The sequence below is a fragment of the Bacillus sp. LQ01 genome, assembly GCF_057624735.1.
In genome coordinates this window covers 1,846,106-1,863,226 of record NZ_JBYEZL010000001.1, presented here as the reverse complement: position 1 = coordinate 1,863,226, position 17,121 = coordinate 1,846,106, and the positions used below count along the sequence as shown (strand labels likewise).

The 17,121-nt window shown below is 32.0% G+C and carries 18 protein-coding genes and 1 riboswitch; of the genes, 4 read left to right on the top strand and 14 right to left on the bottom strand.

Annotated elements, in window-relative coordinates:
* Positions 1-93: 93 nt before the first annotated feature.
* From AC22L0_RS09675 to AC22L0_RS09630, 10 genes are all read right to left on the bottom strand, one after another.
* The gene (locus tag AC22L0_RS09675) at positions 94-1,302 is read right to left on the bottom strand and encodes an L-lactate MFS transporter (protein WP_000815136.1); all 1,209 of its coding nucleotides are present in this window, start codon (positions 1,300-1,302) and stop codon (positions 94-96) included.
* A gap of 279 nt (positions 1,303-1,581) precedes the next feature.
* A complete protein-coding gene (locus AC22L0_RS09670; protein WP_000653681.1) occupies positions 1,582-1,725 on the bottom strand; it encodes a hypothetical protein in 144 nt (47 codons plus the stop codon).
* A gap of 31 nt (positions 1,726-1,756) precedes the next feature.
* Positions 1,757-2,773 carry a serine hydrolase domain-containing protein gene (locus tag AC22L0_RS09665; RefSeq protein ID WP_000288906.1) on the bottom strand — a complete coding sequence of 339 codons (1,017 nt, stop codon included), beginning with the start codon at positions 2,771-2,773 and terminating at the stop codon, positions 1,757-1,759.
* 100 nt (positions 2,774-2,873) lie between these two features.
* Positions 2,874-3,122: a heterocycloanthracin/sonorensin family bacteriocin gene (locus AC22L0_RS09660; protein ID WP_001071345.1), complete on the bottom strand. Its 249-nt coding sequence runs from the start codon at positions 3,120-3,122 to the stop codon at positions 2,874-2,876.
* A 199-nt stretch (positions 3,123-3,321) separates the two neighbouring features.
* On the bottom strand, positions 3,322-3,768 hold the full coding sequence (locus AC22L0_RS09655) for an NUDIX domain-containing protein (RefSeq protein WP_000836836.1): 447 nt from the start codon (positions 3,766-3,768) through the stop codon (positions 3,322-3,324).
* A 16-nt stretch (positions 3,769-3,784) separates the two neighbouring features.
* On the bottom strand, positions 3,785-4,132 hold the full coding sequence (gene cutA, locus AC22L0_RS09650; RefSeq protein ID WP_001160775.1) for a divalent cation tolerance protein CutA: 348 nt from the start codon (positions 4,130-4,132) through the stop codon (positions 3,785-3,787).
* Positions 4,133-4,162: 30 nt separating this feature from the next.
* Positions 4,163-4,621: a GNAT family N-acetyltransferase gene (locus AC22L0_RS09645; protein WP_001102678.1), complete on the bottom strand. Its 459-nt coding sequence runs from the start codon at positions 4,619-4,621 to the stop codon at positions 4,163-4,165.
* A 76-nt stretch (positions 4,622-4,697) separates the two neighbouring features.
* Positions 4,698-5,621: a nucleoside hydrolase gene (locus tag AC22L0_RS09640; RefSeq protein ID WP_000416780.1), complete on the bottom strand. Its 924-nt coding sequence runs from the start codon at positions 5,619-5,621 to the stop codon at positions 4,698-4,700.
* Between the two features lie 162 nt (positions 5,622-5,783).
* Positions 5,784-7,145, bottom strand: coding sequence for a family 8 glycosyl hydrolase (locus AC22L0_RS09635; RefSeq protein WP_001013601.1), 1,362 nt, complete (start codon positions 7,143-7,145; stop codon positions 5,784-5,786).
* A 138-nt stretch (positions 7,146-7,283) separates the two neighbouring features.
* A complete protein-coding gene (locus AC22L0_RS09630; RefSeq protein WP_000551611.1) occupies positions 7,284-8,198 on the bottom strand; it encodes a DMT family transporter in 915 nt (304 codons plus the stop codon).
* Positions 8,199-8,351: 153 nt separating this feature from the next.
* Between AC22L0_RS09630 and norG the strand changes: the two genes are divergently transcribed.
* Positions 8,352-9,785, top strand: coding sequence for an efflux pump transcription regulator NorG (gene norG / locus AC22L0_RS09625; protein ID WP_000180304.1), 1,434 nt, complete (start codon positions 8,352-8,354; stop codon positions 9,783-9,785).
* 44 nt (positions 9,786-9,829) lie between these two features.
* Here the strand turns inward: norG and AC22L0_RS09620 are convergent, their stop codons facing one another.
* Positions 9,830-10,360 carry a DUF4269 domain-containing protein gene (locus AC22L0_RS09620; RefSeq protein WP_000495170.1) on the bottom strand — a complete coding sequence of 177 codons (531 nt, stop codon included), beginning with the start codon at positions 10,358-10,360 and terminating at the stop codon, positions 9,830-9,832.
* A 174-nt stretch (positions 10,361-10,534) separates the two neighbouring features.
* On the opposite strand from AC22L0_RS09620, the gene AC22L0_RS09615 reads away from it, so the two are divergent.
* A complete protein-coding gene (locus AC22L0_RS09615) occupies positions 10,535-10,996 on the top strand; it encodes a DUF2306 domain-containing protein (protein WP_000021728.1) in 462 nt (153 codons plus the stop codon).
* 271 nt (positions 10,997-11,267) lie between these two features.
* On the opposite strand, the gene AC22L0_RS09610 is transcribed toward AC22L0_RS09615, so the two are convergent.
* Positions 11,268-12,131, bottom strand: a complete 864-nt coding sequence (locus AC22L0_RS09610) for a glycerophosphodiester phosphodiesterase (protein WP_000725521.1) — start codon at positions 12,129-12,131, stop codon at positions 11,268-11,270.
* A gap of 45 nt (positions 12,132-12,176) precedes the next feature.
* Positions 12,177-12,977, bottom strand: a complete 801-nt coding sequence (locus tag AC22L0_RS09605; protein WP_001107075.1) for a GNAT family N-acetyltransferase — start codon at positions 12,975-12,977, stop codon at positions 12,177-12,179.
* 496 nt (positions 12,978-13,473) lie between these two features.
* On the opposite strand from AC22L0_RS09605, the gene AC22L0_RS09600 reads away from it, so the two are divergent.
* The gene (locus tag AC22L0_RS09600; RefSeq protein ID WP_100070391.1) at positions 13,474-14,187 is read left to right on the top strand and encodes a hypothetical protein; all 714 of its coding nucleotides are present in this window, start codon (positions 13,474-13,476) and stop codon (positions 14,185-14,187) included.
* A 39-nt stretch (positions 14,188-14,226) separates the two neighbouring features.
* On the opposite strand, the gene AC22L0_RS09595 is transcribed toward AC22L0_RS09600, so the two are convergent.
* Positions 14,227-15,522, bottom strand: coding sequence for an MFS transporter (locus AC22L0_RS09595; RefSeq protein WP_087967077.1), 1,296 nt, complete (start codon positions 15,520-15,522; stop codon positions 14,227-14,229).
* 247 nt (positions 15,523-15,769) lie between these two features.
* A riboswitch (purine riboswitch) is annotated at positions 15,770-15,869 on the top strand.
* 58 nt (positions 15,870-15,927) lie between these two features.
* Here AC22L0_RS09595 and AC22L0_RS09590 point away from each other — a divergent pair.
* Positions 15,928-17,112, top strand: a complete 1,185-nt coding sequence (locus tag AC22L0_RS09590; RefSeq protein WP_001009821.1) for an MFS transporter — start codon at positions 15,928-15,930, stop codon at positions 17,110-17,112.
* Positions 17,113-17,121: the final 9 nt, after the last annotated feature.

Below are 17,121 nucleotides of genomic sequence, written 5' to 3'. Positions count from 1 at the left end.
TTTATAATGAAATTGTCCTGTCTTTAATAAGTTCGTAAAGAAGCAAAGTTAATGGAATAAAAAAGAGCCCTAACATGAGGACTCTTTTTAAAATTAAGCTACTTTCCGATGTAAATGTTTTAGTTCCTTTTTCTTTTCTACATTTGGTGGGCGGATTAATATTGAAATAATGAAGGAAATAACACTTAAAACACCGATTATAATGAAAGTTGGTTGAAATCCCCCGAGTATCGCTCCAATAAATGATCCTGCAAGCGCACCAAATCCGAAACCTTGGTAGACAATCCCGTAATTTGTACTATGGTTTTTTAATCCAAAGAAATCTCCGACAATAGCTGGGAATATAGTTATATTACCGCCGAAGCAAAAGGCGACACTTGCTACACAAGCAAAATAGATTCCGTAATTTAGCGGAATAAAACTTAAAGTAAAGACTGACAATCCTATAATAATAAACGTTGCAGAGACAATTTTCATTCGGCCGATTTTATCTGATAACGTCCCAAGAATAATTCTACCTACTGTATTAAAAATTGCAATCATAGCAACGGCGTTTGCAGCGGTTGCTGCGCTAAGTCCAACGAGTTGTACACCGATATCTTTTACCATACTGATTAAATACAAACCACCCATACACGAGGTGAATAACATAAAAAATAGCAGATATACTTGTTTCGTTCGCATCATTTCACGCGGAGTATAGTCATTGTGCAATGTTTCAGTTACAGCATTACTTACGATTGCCTCACGTAAGAAGAACGATCCGATTAATACTAAAAGTAACACGATAATGCCCCAATATAAGAATGCTTGTGATACACCAAGATTATCGATAAGATTTCCGTTTATATATCTAAAGATTAAGCTGCCCATTCCATAAGCTGATACAGATATACCTGAAATAAGCCCTTTCCGATTTGGAAACCATTTAATTAAATTAGATAGTGATGTAATATAAGCTGTTCCATCCGCATAACCAACAACGACACCAGCTAATAAATATAAGAGTGGTAAGGAAGAAACTTGTGAACTAAGTATTAAGCCGAGTCCTAAAACAATTCCTGCAGTAGCAATAAGTTTCCGAAGTCCTAATTTTTTCTGCAATTTTGCTGCAAATAAAGTTGAGAATGATAAAGAAAAACTTGTTATAGAGAAAGTTATCGCTACTGAATTAAGATTCCATCCAAACTTACTTACAAGGGGTTGATTAAATAAACTCCATGTATAAATTGTTCCAAGGCCAATTTGAACAATGATTGTACCTAGAACAATTAGTAACGGATTTATAGAAGTTTGTTTCATACTAACTGTCCCCTTCTTTTATCTTGACATAGATTTTCACAGTTAGTATATCCATCGTAAATTGCAAGATACTGTACGGAAAATGGTAATTAAGTTCATATACACAAAAAGACACTTCATAAAGAAGTGTCTTTTGCAGGTTATATCAGATGTTTCTAAAGAAAGCTTTGTTAAGATAAGCCATTTTCGAATGCTTATGTATATATGTTATCAAATAATTTCTTATATGTGATGAGACTTAAGACGTATTTTTCATTCATCATATAGTCGGATGAAAAATTAATATTCAATTTCATCAAAATCCTTCGGCTGCGGTACAGTTTGCATATTAGCTGCATCTTTAGGATTGCTATAAATTGCATTTTGCTCTGTATTTACATCTTTTATATTTTGTTTTTTATTTTTGTTCACTTTATCTTTCACTTACAATCACTCCTTTTTGTTATAGGAGTAATTATGCCCTATTACCGTTACTAAATGTATCAGCGACTAAATTACTAAATTCACGTAAATAATATAAGTAATTATCACCGCCGTAGTTATATCTTTTGTTATACATTTTTGCAACAACTACATTATATTCAGGTATTACTAAAATAGTCGGTCCAGTAATCCCTAATATTTGATATGACCCTTTTGGAACACGTTCACCAAGTTCGCTTAATTGTGCAGGTTCATTTTGAACGAACCAAAACAAGCCATTTTGTGGTAGCTCTTTATTTACATATGTTGGACTCTGCAAACTCGTAGCGATTTTTATAACTTCTTTTGGAACAATTTGCTTACCGTTTATCACACCTTGATTTAAATGAAGATTGCCCCAATAAGCAAATTCTCTAGCTGAGACAAACAGATTTTTTTCAGTACCGTCATCTACCGTACCAATTTCACTAATTGCGTCTTCATTTGGATTATTAACAACGCCAACTAAATTTTCATCTCGCTGAACTCTCCAACCTGTTTCTTGAAAATTAGCAGGCTTAAAAACACGCTCCTTTAACAATTCAGGAAAACTTTTGTTATATAGCTGATAAATAAGACGTGTCATCATTCTTACATTAATATCTCTATATGCCCATGCTTGTCCCGGTTCAAATTCACGAAAAATTGTCCCGTCATTCATTTCTTCTAATCCGTGTGAATGTGTTACTAAATGTCTTATCGTTGTTTTACCAAGCAATGCAGGATCAAAGTCTTTAAAATATTTTATCGCTTCATCATCAATAGAGTTTATTTTCCCCTCGTAAAGCGCATACGCTATCATTAATCCTAAATAACTTTTTCTAGCAGAAGCAACGTTGAATTGCGAAGATGCAGTTACTTTTTTATTAGTCGCTGTATTTGAGTGATAACCGCTATAATGCTCTAATACGACTTTATTATTTTTTATAATACAAAGTGCTGTAGCAGAACTATGATTTTTTTCTTTTATATTCTCTACCCAAGAAATCAACTTATCATATGTATACAAATAAATCCCCCTTAATACACATCAAAATTACAGCATGAAAGAAAAGTATAAACAGTATTTACACCTTTCTTTCATATAAAATATTAATGATGTACTATATTTAAATAATCCACCAGTTCCAGCAATTAAAGCAACCAAAACATCCGGCACAACCTACGCAACCACCACATCTGCCACCGCCGCAACCGCCACAGCGTCCACCACAACCTCCGCATCCGCCACAACGACGTGCATCGCCTTGGATGTAATAATATGGATATTGACTTTGTTGTTGATCCCAATACACAACATTACCAGTTTGATAATCATTAAGGTTTAATGTTTGTAATTCATGTTGAAACTGATTCATTACGAACCCCTCCATTTATAAATATAAATTTCGCCCAAACGTTAAAGTTTATATATTTTTGTAAACAAAATAGAAACAAGACTATAGACTAAATGCGTACATCAACAAAATATGAACTTACACTAGGTGATGTACCTTGTTTTTCAGCCTATTTTCTTTATATTTATTCGATGGACGTATTTACTATAAATAAAGTGATTTAAAAATTACTAATCCAACAATTTAGTAGTTCATCACTTAACTTTCTTTCTAGTAATTCCTTCACTAAAGGCATTGGCATGATTTCATAATGATTTAAGGCTTCTTTATTATAATCTATCCAGTGAAATGCTAAATGAGACTCGCTCGATTTCGGTGTTAAGTCCGTATGTAAATCTTGTGACTCTACTTCAAAAATGTGATTAATTTCATGATGGAGCACTTCTTTATCTTGCCATTGATTTTCTATGACTCCTAAAAATTGTTGTATACTACAGTTTACTCCAAGTTCTTCTCTTAACTCTCTTATTAATGCATTCTCTACTGATTCTCCAATTTCAACATGGCCACCAGGTAAAAAATAATGATGGCCAATATATTCAGCAACTAATAATTTTTCATCTTTTATCATGACTGCTCGTACAATATGATGGAATTTACTTTTCAATTGATATTCCTCCTAGTTATTCAATGTATAGTTGCTCAAAATAGTCATTTAGTATTGGTATAATATAAATCATAGGTGTTTCATACGGATGCATATCATTAATAACTTCAAGAGCATCTTTTACAAGTTCTCGTTTACACTTTATTTCAACTTTACATTCTTGCCCTTCGCATATTCGACCAATTTCTCCATTAAAAGGAGATGCCTCGTCTAAAGGTCTCCAATATCCTTTCACTGAACTATAGGAAAGACAATGGTCATATTCGCCCGTTTTACATGCTCCAATTTTATTTAATTCATCCCTTAATGTTTCAATATATTCTTCAGGAATGAATACTTCAATTTTCAATTCAGTAAATTGCATATTTCATTTCACACCTTTACTTCATAATAGTTAAACAAATAAACGATATACTTGCTCACCATCATACTCCTGTCCTAATGATATGAAACCATATCGTTCATATAGTTTCTTTGCAGAGATATTATCTTTATGTACTGTTAATCTAATTTCTTTACACGATTTAAAAGTATTTTTTATTATATTAATACTTTCTTGTAATGCTGCTTTTCCATAACCATTACCTTGCTGCGATTGATCAATAATAAATCCGTTAATCCAATACATATCTGATGTCTCTCTTACAACAGCATGCATAACAAAACCAACCATAAGGTCACCATCGTATATAGCGAGTGGTATGTACTCTACATTGTCACCATCTGGTTTTATATATACTTTAGCAAGCGAAACTGCTACGGATGGAACAAATTTCAACTGATTTTCTTTTACTTGTAACTTTAATGTATCTTCCCAATTCTCTCTCGTAACAACCTTTAACTGGACATTCAATATTGTAAGCTCCTTTATAAAGAGGATATATTTTTATATTCAACGTAGTGAAATAATTCCCTTTTTCGACAACAGCTTATAACATGATTTTTATAAAATCTTGAATGAATTTTTGTTCATCTATTTCTAAAGCTATACGGGCTCCTTCAGATTTAGAGTTAGGGCGAAAATCAGCAAATGTTTGTCCTTTCGTATCTCCGTATGTATCTACATTCACTGTACGATGCGCAAATTCAAAAAAACTTTGGTTAACTAATCCACTTATAGCAACCACATCATGAAGCAATGGCCCTTCGATAGATGGATTAAGTTTTTGGTATGCAGAAAAATAGTAATCATACATTGGTTTCATTATCGTATGGAATGGATTCTTTGAATTAGCTTGAATATAGTCAAACACATTTGGTGTTAACACAGCTTTGTTTGTTACATTTAAAGGGAATATTAATAAATTCTTTGCTTGATGGAAAACAATTTTACTTGCTATAGGATCTCCATACACATTTGCCTCTGCTAACGGCGTAACGTTTCCTACTTCTAAAAAAACACCACCCATGAAATAGATTCCTTTTACATTTAGCATTAAATCATTCCATAAATTAAAAGCAATTGCTAACGAGGTAGATCTTCCTACATCAACAATTGTCAAATCTTTTCCGTACTTTATAAGAATCGCAGCAATACTGCCGAAATTATATATCGGAATAGATAATACATTTTCTGGAACATGGATAGGCCCTAATCCTTCTGCTCCGTGAATTTCAGGATAGTACGTAGTAATTTCTTCTGTAAGTGGTTTTGTTGCACCACTAATGACAGGAATGTCTTGTCTATTTGCTAACTGCAAAATATACGCTGCATTATGTGCAGCATGTATATGCTCAACATTTCCGTATCCAGTTACAATACCGACAATTTCAATTTCGGGATGCAGTAAGCCATACATAATGGCAAATGAGTCATCAATACCTGGGTCTCCGAAAAATAATACTTTTTCCAAGAAATACGCTCCTCTCACGAAAAAATTGAGTCATTAGTAACTATGTATATGAAAAAAGCAAGTATATCTATGCAAATTTTAGAATGGATAATGTTTTACAAAATATTAAAAAGGAACTAGCGTATGCTAATTCCTTTCTTGAGTAACCATTCTCAAATTTAATTAATTATCGTATCCTTCATAAATTGCATCATTTATTTGATTTTGTATTTTTGTATCATCAGGTACAGGTTTCCACCAATTTCCTGTAATAAATAACATAGTTAATAAATTATAACTATCACTAAAATAACTTTCTCTCTTATTCTTCATCCAATCCCAACCGCTATTTACCCACTTTTGATTATTGCTACTTGTTATACTTGCAGCAATAAACGGTGAAACAAATACAGCAGTTGAATAACTACCAATATTAGATCCATTTAATTGATAACCATCCACAATTTTAGAAGGATTTCCATTCGTTTTATTTTGAATCCACGAAGAAACTTTATCAGAAATGACTTTACTTCTTTTCTCGCCGTACATCGCATAGTCCATTACAATTCTCAATGGTACCCGACTAGCATTGTAATAATATGCATTTGTATATTCTGACTCATCTAAGAAGTCTTTAGGTGCGGGTTGAGGTGGGTTTTTTACAACGAAATCTGAAATAAGTCCTGTATTTGGAGAGTATTTATTACTAAATTGCGTATAAACACCGTACAAATTATTAATAACAGTAAGCCAAGTTTTATCACCTGTAAATTCATAAAATGCTCTAAGGTGTGACATCATCCAATCAGATGGTCTCGTATCAAGTGAACTTTTAGAATCCCAATCTCCTAAATTTAGTCGGTTATTATTTGTAACATTACTAGCTTTAATACCTTTTGTAATCATGTTTTGTGCTTCTTTCAAATAATTAACTGTTCCATTAGATCCCCACTGCTTATGAGCAAGAAGAAGAGAATACGCAATATCTAAATCTCCATCAGTAGCAGAATCAAAATGACCTTGTGCTTTTTTACTATCTGCGACAACCCATCCCATTAAATTAGGATTTTGAGAACTTTTAAAAGTTCTTGCTGTTTTAAATAAACCGTCATAGATTTTTTGAGCATTCGAATCATAACCAGCCATTAATACTGTAATTATCATCCCATACCCTTGACCTTCTGAAGTTCCAAGTGGCTTAAACCCATCTGCATCACCTGTAATCTCTCCTTTTACGTAATAACCACCAGGTAAAGAAGATAAATCATTTTTCAAATATTTCTTTTTCCAATTATCGTAGTAACTTCTTACAGAAGCATTTAAACTTTCCTGTGTAACATGATTCGGTTTTATAACACCTGCATAATTAACTTGCTGGGGAAATGGTTTCATTTCCTTTGCAGCAGCTACTTGTTGATTAACTACGGGAATAGAATTTTGTACTGAATTGTCCGTTACACTTGCTGCGAAACTAGAATTAGAAAAACTAGCTAGTCCGATTCCTACAATAGAAATACATGTGAAAATTTTTCTTTTTCCATTCATTATGTTGTCAGCTCCTTTTAAAATGCTTACTACATAAAATGTAACATACAATATTTAACTGAAATACAAAATATTATATTTATCAACATAAGAAAGAAACTATATAAAAAAGTATCTTAAAGTCATTATTGAATTACATTATACGGATTGATTATTTGCTAAATTCCCATGTTTTTCTTTTCTTAATACTGGTATATGAGCAATCACAATTCCAAGTATAGTAATCACGCCGCCAATTATCGAAACTAAAGTTGGCACTTCTCCTAACCATATCCAAGCAATGAAACACGCAGTTATTGGCGTTAAATATAGAGAACTTGTTGCTTCAGAAGCACCAGCACGAGATATAATATAGGCCAATGCAATATACGGGAGTACTGTTGGAAAGACACCTAAATATATAACGCTCAAGTTAACTTCAAGAGGAGCTGCTAGTATTTCTTGATAAACTCCAGGTAAGAAAATAAGCATACATATAGTACTAGACAAAATTGTATATATGGTAAATGGTAAGAAGCCGTATTTTTTTAAGTAAGATGTTTGGAAAACGAAAAATAGACTTTCTGAAATTGCCGCTAATAATATAAATAATCCCCCGCTATTTAATTGAATAGCGTCGCCTTGGCTAAATGAAATTAAGGCAATTCCTGCAAAACTCATTACACCACCGATCCAGCCATTTAATTTCATTTTTTCATTCAAAAAAACAAAAGCAAGAATTGCCGTCACTATTGGAGTGACTGAAATTATTAAACTTGCAGATCCAGCATTTACTGTTTTTTCGCCGTAGTTTAATGCGATGTGATAAATAGTAAACCCTAAAGCACCAAATATAAAAAATGCTGGGATATCCTTTAAATCCGGTAGTCGTAGTTTGTATATAAATGAAAATAACAAAAGTATAAATGAAGCGATTAATAAGCGTAGTAAAGTAAGGTGTTCAGGCGTATAAGATTCAAGCCCCATACGAATTGCTGGAAAAGCAGTTCCCCATATAAGAATTGTAAAAGCGTGAGCACATATAATGCGTAAATCCCATTTTTTATTATGCATGTTTTCTCTCCCTCCCTAATAAACCAACCATTTTTAAATTACCAATTATTTCTTTTCATCATATTTAATAGTTGATACAATGTCTTCAACCAGTTATTTATCGGAAAAACCAACCACTTTGAATCTTTTAAATAAACGAGGGAGTTTTTTTATATGACAAACGATAAAAAAGTGCCCAAATATCGGCAGATAATAGACTATATGAAAGAAAAAATTGAAAACGGAGAATGGCCAATTGGAAGTAAAATCCCTAGTCAGCGGCAGTTAGCAAAATTATTTCATGTAAATCGAAGTACTGTAATAACTGCGCTAGATGAACTTATGGCAGATGGTTTAATTCAAGGACAAATCGGAGCAGGAACAATTGTAACAAATAATACATGGTCATTATTAGCAACTAATCCCCCGCCCGATTGGAGTGAATATGTAAAGGCCGGTATTCATAAACCAAGTAAGTTAATGGTGCGAGAAATAAATGAAGCAGAAGCAAATAAAACGCTTATCCATCTTAGTAAAGGTGAACTTGCACCTCATCTTTTTCCGCTCGAAACTATGCAATCTATAATAAAAAACGTCAGTGAGGAATTAGATTATTTCGGATACGAAGAACAAAAAGGTTTTTATCCGTTACGTGAAGCAATAAGCAAATACGTAAAATCATTTGGAATACATGCATCACCGGGTTCTATATTAATAGTCTCGGGTGCACTCCAAGCATTACAATTAATATCAATTGGTCTTTTACATAGAAAATCAACTGTTTTACTTGAACAACCTTCTTACTTATATTCACTTCATGTTTTTCAATCAGCAAATATAAATTTATCCGGTATATCAATGGATCATCACGGTATTTTACCTAACGACTTGTTAAAACAAATTAAATATAGTCAAAAGAATAATATTTTATACTCAATCCCTTGTTTTCAAAATCCAACGGGGATATTGATGTCCAAAGAGCGAAGAAAAGAAATATTAAAAATATGTAAAAAAGAGCAGTTGCCTATCATCGAGGATGATATTTACCGAGAGTTATGGATTGATGAATCACCTCCAGCTCCTTTAAAGTCAATAGATAAACATGGACATGTATTATATATTGGTAGTCTCTCTAAAACACTTAGCCCTGGACTTAGAATTGGATGGATAATTGGACCAGAACCTGTTATTGATAGATTGTCAGATATAAAAATGCAAACAGACTATGGATCAAGCTCTTTATCTCAAAGAGTAGCTGCTGAATGGATAAATGAAGGTTTTTATGAAGAACATGTAGCAAACGTAAGAATGCACCTGAAAAAACGAAGACAAATAATGATACGAGCTTTAAATAAATATTGTGCAGATATTGCATCGTGGGATATTCCTAGTGGTGGAGTTTTTATATGGCTAAAGGTTGTACATAACATTCCGATGAAAAAACTATTTTCAGAGGCACTATCAAAAGGAATTCTTTTAAACCCGGGACGTATTTATGAAGAAGAATCAGATCAGTACATTCGTTTATCATATGGATATGCTTCTCCAGAACAAATGACTAACGGAATTAAATTGCTCAGTGAATTAATTCGGAAGTTAACGGCATAAAAAAATCCTCTTTTGTTTTTGGAGGATTTTTTTACGTATTTTATTTACCACAATTTCATTTCCTGCCCTAATAAAATAAGTTCTTCATAAGGATCTCCGTCAATATTTAATACTTGAGCAAAAGCAGGTTCTGTTTTTAAACCTTGTTCCTTTAAGTGAATAACTTCTTCCCTTATATGAGGATGCTGCATTAATAACATGTGCTCCACTATCATATGTCTATATGCATTTTGATTACGCACTGGCTTAGATTGAGCAAATAATTCAAATTCAAAACCTTCGAATTCAAAATTCACCTTTATCGATTCAGTACCTTTCATTTTTTTCTTTTTTATGTTGAACCCTCTATAAGAACCATATAAAGATCTCATTTCTTGCTCAAAAACATCAAAGTTATATACTTCCATTACAATATCTAAGTCAGATTGAGGAGTATCAATTCTTATCGGGATTGTCCCGCAAAGAACGGGATTATATAAAGCTAAATCCTCCATTATGTTTAGGCTATTCAAAACATCATATATTTTTTGTTGCTTGTCATTGCCCGATTGTAAATATGTAATAGATGTAAACATGGAAGTCTCTCCTTCATTTCACGTAATACGTGTCTCACTAAACTCAAGAAAAATTTGTCCGTTTAAACTTGTTCTTGAAGTACCTTTACTTCAATATATTAAAGTGAATAAACAATATGTTTCAACTTTTCTCCTATGCTGCAATACTATAAAAATAAAAAGGGAGGAATTATGATGAGCATTTTCAACATTCTTTTAACCATCCACATATTATTTGGAACGATATGTTTAATAACTGGGATAATAGCGATGGTTGCTCAAAAGAAGAAAGGTAAACATACGGAATGGGGTGAAATATATCACGCATCCTATGTCGTTATCACCGTTACTGCCATTATATTATCCATTATAAACTGGGATAAAATCGCATATTTATTTTATGTAGCAATCTTCTCTTATTCATTTGCGATTTATGGATACCTTGCACGAAAAAAACGTTGGAAAAATTGGCTCCATCACCATATTAGAGGTATGTTAGGCTCTTATATCGGTGCTGTTACTGCACTTTTAGTAAATGTCGGTATTCATATTCCCTTAATTAATTTATTGCCGCCTATATGGTTTTGGTTTTTACCTACATTAATCGGTATTCCTCTCGTAGCCAGTGTATCAAAAAAATATAAAAAGCGTAGTTAAACTTCATTACATTTTCGTTACTTTCTGATGATTATTATGAAAAATCATACTCAATGTAATATTTTATTTATAAATTCAAGATCGTATTGCTTTAAGTTAGTCACTTAGCGCTAAATAAGAAGAATCCAATAACAGTATTGGATTCTTTTTCAAATTTCATTTCAATATCGGCTTTATGCATTCAATGATCTTACCATTTGGACCAAAAACCATCTTTGTATACTTGTGGGTACTTGTTTTATTGGTTCAGTGATAATTACACCATTATAGTTTAAGATTGTAATAACGAATGTAAACGATCCGGGTAATTCGTAAACATCCCATCAACGCCCCATAAAAGTAACTTTTTCATATCTTTTTCATTATCTACAGTAAATGGATGAACTTCTAATCCGTGTTTCTTTATTCTCTTTACATAAGCGGAATCAATATATTTATAGTTCATCCCAAGACCGATGCAGTATGTTTTATACTTTTTTATCTCTAATTCAGTTAATTGAACTGCCTTTTTGTAAGGTAGTAATTGTACTAGCGGTAAAGTAACATCTAAACTATGAATTTTTTGCAGACTTTCTTCACTAAATGATTGAATAATAACGTTATCACTTATTTCGTAGTGCTTTATAATTTCTAATAGCTTCTCTTCCATACCAGCGTATTCATCTGGTGATTTTGTTTCAATATAATAGTTTGCACCATTCCCGAACGTTTCAATAATTTCTTCTAGTGTTGGGACTTTAGCATCTTCAAAGTCTTTCTTTGCTAAACTTGGATGCTTTTCATTGAAAAAAGAACCTGCATTAAGTTTCTTTATTTCTTCTAATGTATGTTCCTTAACTAGACCCGTACCATTTGTAGTGCGGTTTACTGTTTCATCATGCATAGCTACTAAATGTCCGTCTTTTGTCATTTGAAGATCAATTTCTATATAATCTCCTTTTAATTGTTGTCCTAATTTATACGCTGCTATTGTATGTTCCGGCGCATACGCAGAAGCGCCTCTATGTGCAATGTTTTTTATATGATTTGCTTGATTAATAGCTTTCGTGTACTTACGTTCATCTACTTTATGTAAAACGAAAGTACCTAGTAATATAATGGTGCAAATGATTGTAATGATATATATCTTTTTCATAATGATGTATTAACTCCTACATGAAAGCAATTTGGATCGAATAATTTATTCAATTAAATGTCGATTTTCAAATACAGTCATTTGTCCAACAGATTGAAAACCAGCCTTTTTATAAATATTAATCCCATCAGGTGAAGCTTGTAATACGCATTGAGCAACTTTCAATTGTTTTGCTTCTTGCAGCAAGTAATTAAACATAGTGGAGCCAAATCCTTGCCCTCGCATTTTTTCTTTAGTTGCTATATCATAAATACCAATACTATCTTTTGTACATACTAATGAACCAACAGATACGACTTCATCTTTAAAAATCCCTAAATATAGTTTCATATTTTCACTATTCCATAAATCGAAAGAAGCAGTTTCATTATAAAATGTTTGCACATGTATACCTTCCTCTGATGTACCAAATAGATTAGCTAACGTTTCCCCAAACTTTTTAATTTGTCCTAACGAAGATGCTCTTTGTATCGTAAAACCTTCTGGCATTTTTATTGTTGGTTGAATTGTCTTTAAGTCTGCTACCATCGCAATATTTTGTTCTGCTTCTTTTAAGCCAAGTTTTATTAATTCGTTTTTTATAGCCTGTTCATAGCTATTATCCCAAAACCAAACACACATTGGAAACTTCTTTTTATTATAGTTGTTTATCACTTTATATAATTTCTCAATGTCTTCCGTTACATCATTGTTTAGTAAAGTAATGATATTAAATGTATCTGCAGGTAAACCACAATCTACAGCAATGTAGTCCTTCGTTTCTTTTACATTCATTCCATGTACATGACGCGCAATATATGACGTTTTATATGTGAAGTTATCTATTAATAACTGTTTATAATTCATTCTTTTTTCTCCTTTCATAAAAATTCGTATTCAAATCGTTCAGTATTAAATATAACATATACGAAATGTAACTATTTCTATAAAAATATCTCTATAAATCACTCTATACGCTCTGAAAGAATTAAAAATGATATAACGTTGTCGGAATGAAAAAAGTGGTATATAATAAATATTAACATTACTAGTAATTATTTTAGGTATTCCTAGAATAAAGGAGCGATACATATGAAAATTACTATTTATTTCGGAAGTCATGAAGATCAAGATGTTCGTACTATGGACTGTCATTTAGATGTAGAAGATACAGAAGAGATTGTTTCTGTATCATAATATAAATTGTAGGGATGAACCCTCTTCCCTACAGCGTTTAAGGCACCCTTTACAGGTGTCTTTTTTGTTGTTTTTTTCGTCAAAAACCCTTTACTTTATAGCGTTTTAATAGTAAAATATAAACATACGAACAAACGTTCTTTTTATTTTAAACGTACATGAAGGGATGATTTTAACAATGGCTCCATTAAAGCGCAGAGGAAGAAAAAAGCAAGCACCTATTATTTCAAATACAGGCTTTATCGGCTCTGTCTTTATTGATACATTGGAGTTACAAAAGAAATCCTATTATTTCGCTCGTAAAAAACTTCAAATTGTTCATCACGTATTAGATGGTCTCTCTGGAGCAACAAGTGCTTTATTTAAAGAACATAACATTTCAGCATACATGTCATGTGTGTATTTACATAAACAAAAGAAAATCGGCTTTGTTCTTTCAACGAAACCATTTGAACAAAGTGATGGTATTGCTTATTTTGTAAATTATTTAATCGAAAAGAATTTTTACGGTAATGATGAAGAAGTAGAATATCAAGAAGTATTTAATACAGGTTTTATTGGTGTAGTATTCGCTGATTTATGTAGTATAGATCGCTTTAATTTCGAGTTTGAAATGGGTATGTTAACGAAATTAATGAAAGATATGATTATTCCGGTTAAAGAACTCTTTTTACGCCACAATGTACCGGCTTACATCTCCACTTCTCATTTAGAAGAACAAAACAAATTAGGTTTCGTTTTATCTGTAAAACCGTATGATGAACGTGCAGAAGCAGATTTATATTTTGAAGCGTATTTAAAAGAGCGCGGGTTATTTATTGGTGATGAAGAAGATGATATTGATAAGATTGTTATTAGAAAAACAGCTGAATTACGATAGAAAAGCGCAGGATGCTGATCCTGCGCTTTTTAAGTTACGTTAAACACTATAATCTTTTGAATGAATTTCTAAATTTAACTTATTTGCTAAAATTTTATTCAAAGTAAAAAATACAATCCCTCCTGCAATGGGAAGCGTGTAGGCTGGAATGAAATTTAATAACAGTCCTGATATTGCAAGTGCTATTGGCTGCATTATTTTACCTAAGCTTAATCCAATACTAAGAACTCTTCCTCTATATTCTTCAGGAATCTCATTTTGCATGAAATACATTAAAGGAATATCAATTTGTGCTATCATAAATCCTAAAAAGAACATAATCATGCAATACGTAGTAACATATACCAAATTATTTACTACAATAGGTTTAAATAAAACAGGCATTCCTGAAACTATCATAAAAATTGCCAACATAAAACTTATTTTTTTTAATAGATAAGAATAAGAAAAACAATCAGTTATCTTTTTTACTAATATTGCACCAACTATCATACCTATCGGAAAAGTCCCTTGAATCATACCAAATTGCTTAGAATTAAGATTGAGAACTGTGTTAATAATGTATGGCAACGGAACGGTTACAGCAAAGCCTAAAAAGAAATTAAGAGAAATTAAAATACTAAAAGTATTTTTTAAGCTTTTCCGCTCCAATAAGTAAGAGTATCCCTCCTTTATATCTTCAATAAAATTAATTTCTCTAATTGAACATTCCTCATTTATGTTTTGCTCAAACAATTTAAAGTTAATAAACAATATAGAAATAGCCGAAAGGATAAATGAAATACCATTTATAATTATAAAAATTTTAATATCAAAGACTGCAAAAACAATCCCCCCTAACATAGGCCCTAAAATTAAAGATATAGAATCGATAATTTTACTTATAGAATTAATACTCATTAACCGTTCTTTAGTAACCATATTCGGTTTTACGGCCTCTAATCCTATTCCAAAAAACGTTGTAAATACTGTCATAAGAAGGGTAGTAGTATAAATAATGAATAAGTTTAATCCATAATAGTTGCTTAATATATAAACAGTTATTAATAAGCACCCGCTTAATACATCCATGCAAACGACGAGTTTCTTTTTATCAACCTTATCAGCAATGACACCGGCAAATGGATTCATAACAATCATTGGAATCGTTCCTAATATGAGCGTAATCGCAAAATTTAACGCAGATCCGGTTATTTGTAAAACATACAATCCTAATGCAAAACTATAAATAGAGCTACCGAATAGTGATACTGTTTTTGCAATTGAATATAAACAAATATTTCTTAGTTCTTGGTTTCTTTTTTTATTTTCTATATGTAATCGTAAACTTCCCATCACTTTTCCCCCACTTTTCTTTGTATTACATAAAGTGTAAATTCTCGGGTTAACCCAATATCAATACACTGTGTTTAAAAATTACTACAAAGAAATGAAAAAAGATGGGGTTAACCCCGTACACATCAACTGAAGATATTAGTGCCTCCTACAACGATAAAAAATAAAATGATTAATAAGATCACATGTACAAATGCAAATTTTTTATTGAAATCTAAAAAATAATATGGTATCTTCTATTACGTTGATTAATTACATATGAGAATCATGTATAACTCCAAGAATATGGCTTGGGGGTCTCTACCAGGAACCAACAACTCCTGACTACAAAATGCGTCTTTTAGCGTTTGTAGTCAGGAGTTTTTTTGTTCTACGGTAAATAATGCAGAGAAGGGAATATAAAAAATGAATTTCAAAGTATTTATATTAGCTTTAGCAACGATAGCGGTAGGTCTTGTAGAGCTTATCGTTGGAGGAATATTGCCAGACATCGCTAAAGATTTTAATGTTTCATTAAGTTCTGCTGGTCAATTAATTACAATTTTCGCCTTTACTTATGCAATAGCAGGTCCTGTATTATTGATTTTCACAAGTAAAGTGGAAAGAAAAAAATTATATATTATTTCACTTTACATTTTTCTAATTGGTAATCTACTTACTTATTTTAGTCCGAACTTTACTTTTATGATGATAGCAAGAATTTTAACTGCTATGAGTACTGCTTTAGTTGTAGTACTTTCCCTAACAATTGCAGCTAAAATTGTTAATCCCGCTTATCGAGCAAAAGCATTAGGATTAATTTATATGGGTATTAGCTCTTCACTTGTACTAGGAGTACCACTAGGCATATTAATTTCAAACACATTTGGCTGGAGAATTATTTTTTTATGTATAGCTATTTTATCATTGGGGTCTATTATCTTAATTTCAGTATTTTTAGATAAAATACCTGGAGAGGAAAACCGAACTCCTTTATCTATCCAATTAAAGGCCGTTTGTAGTCTTAAACTAGGATCTGCCCATCTAGCTACCATGTTTATGTTAGCAGGACACTATACTCTATATGCTTATTTTACTCCTTTTTTAGAAAATAAGTTTCACCTAAGCCCTTATTGGATTAGCATATTTTATTTAGTGTTTGGTATAGCTGCAGTAAGTGGCGGTGCGTTTGGCGGTGTATTATCAGATAAAATAGGCGCTCAAAAAAGTATTTTGATAGTTATTACTCTATTTGCTCTAATCTTATTTATATTACCGTTTACTGCAGTTTCTATTATCCTATTTATTCCTGTTATGATAGTTTGGGCTGCATTGAGTTGGGGGCTTGCACCACCTCAACAAAGTTATTTAATCCAAACTGCCCCGGATACGTCAGATATACAGCAAAGTTTTAATAATTCAGCCCTACAAATAGGAATTTCACTCGGCTCTGCAGTTGGAGGTATAGCTTTAAAACAAGTACATAATGTCGCCAATATGGCCTGGGTTGGTGGATCTTTAGTTTTATTATCTTTAGGTTTGGCTATCTTTTCTCTTACTAGACATACACCGACAAGAGACTGTCCAGTGAGTGCTAAACATTTAGATTAACATTCTCTT

Bases quoted from the DNA above. Each gene is read 5' to 3' on its own strand.
- AC22L0_RS09595 (WP_087967077.1), bottom strand. From the start codon at position 15,522: ATGGGAAGTTTACGATTACATATAGAAAATAAAAAAAGAAACCAAGAA.
- AC22L0_RS09610 (WP_000725521.1), bottom strand. From the start codon at position 12,131: ATGAAAAAGATATATATCATTACAATCATTTGCACCATTATATTACTA.
- AC22L0_RS09675 (WP_000815136.1), bottom strand. From the start codon at position 1,302: ATGAAACAAACTTCTATAAATCCGTTACTAATTGTTCTAGGTACAATC.
- AC22L0_RS09660 (WP_001071345.1), bottom strand. From the start codon at position 3,122: ATGAATCAGTTTCAACATGAATTACAAACATTAAACCTTAATGATTAT.
- AC22L0_RS09635 (WP_001013601.1), bottom strand. From the start codon at position 7,145: ATGAATGGAAAAAGAAAAATTTTCACATGTATTTCTATTGTAGGAATC.
- AC22L0_RS09590 (WP_001009821.1), top strand. From the start codon at position 15,928: ATGAATTTCAAAGTATTTATATTAGCTTTAGCAACGATAGCGGTAGGT.
- AC22L0_RS09600 (WP_100070391.1), top strand. From the start codon at position 13,474: ATGATTTTAACAATGGCTCCATTAAAGCGCAGAGGAAGAAAAAAGCAA.
- norG (WP_000180304.1), top strand. From the start codon at position 8,352: ATGACAAACGATAAAAAAGTGCCCAAATATCGGCAGATAATAGACTAT.
- cutA (WP_001160775.1), bottom strand. From the start codon at position 4,132: ATGCAATTTACTGAATTGAAAATTGAAGTATTCATTCCTGAAGAATAT.
- AC22L0_RS09620 (WP_000495170.1), bottom strand. From the start codon at position 10,360: ATGTTTACATCTATTACATATTTACAATCGGGCAATGACAAGCAACAA.
- AC22L0_RS09630 (WP_000551611.1), bottom strand. From the start codon at position 8,198: ATGCATAATAAAAAATGGGATTTACGCATTATATGTGCTCACGCTTTT.
- AC22L0_RS09605 (WP_001107075.1), bottom strand. From the start codon at position 12,977: ATGAATTATAAACAGTTATTAATAGATAACTTCACATATAAAACGTCA.
- AC22L0_RS09615 (WP_000021728.1), top strand. From the start codon at position 10,535: ATGAGCATTTTCAACATTCTTTTAACCATCCACATATTATTTGGAACG.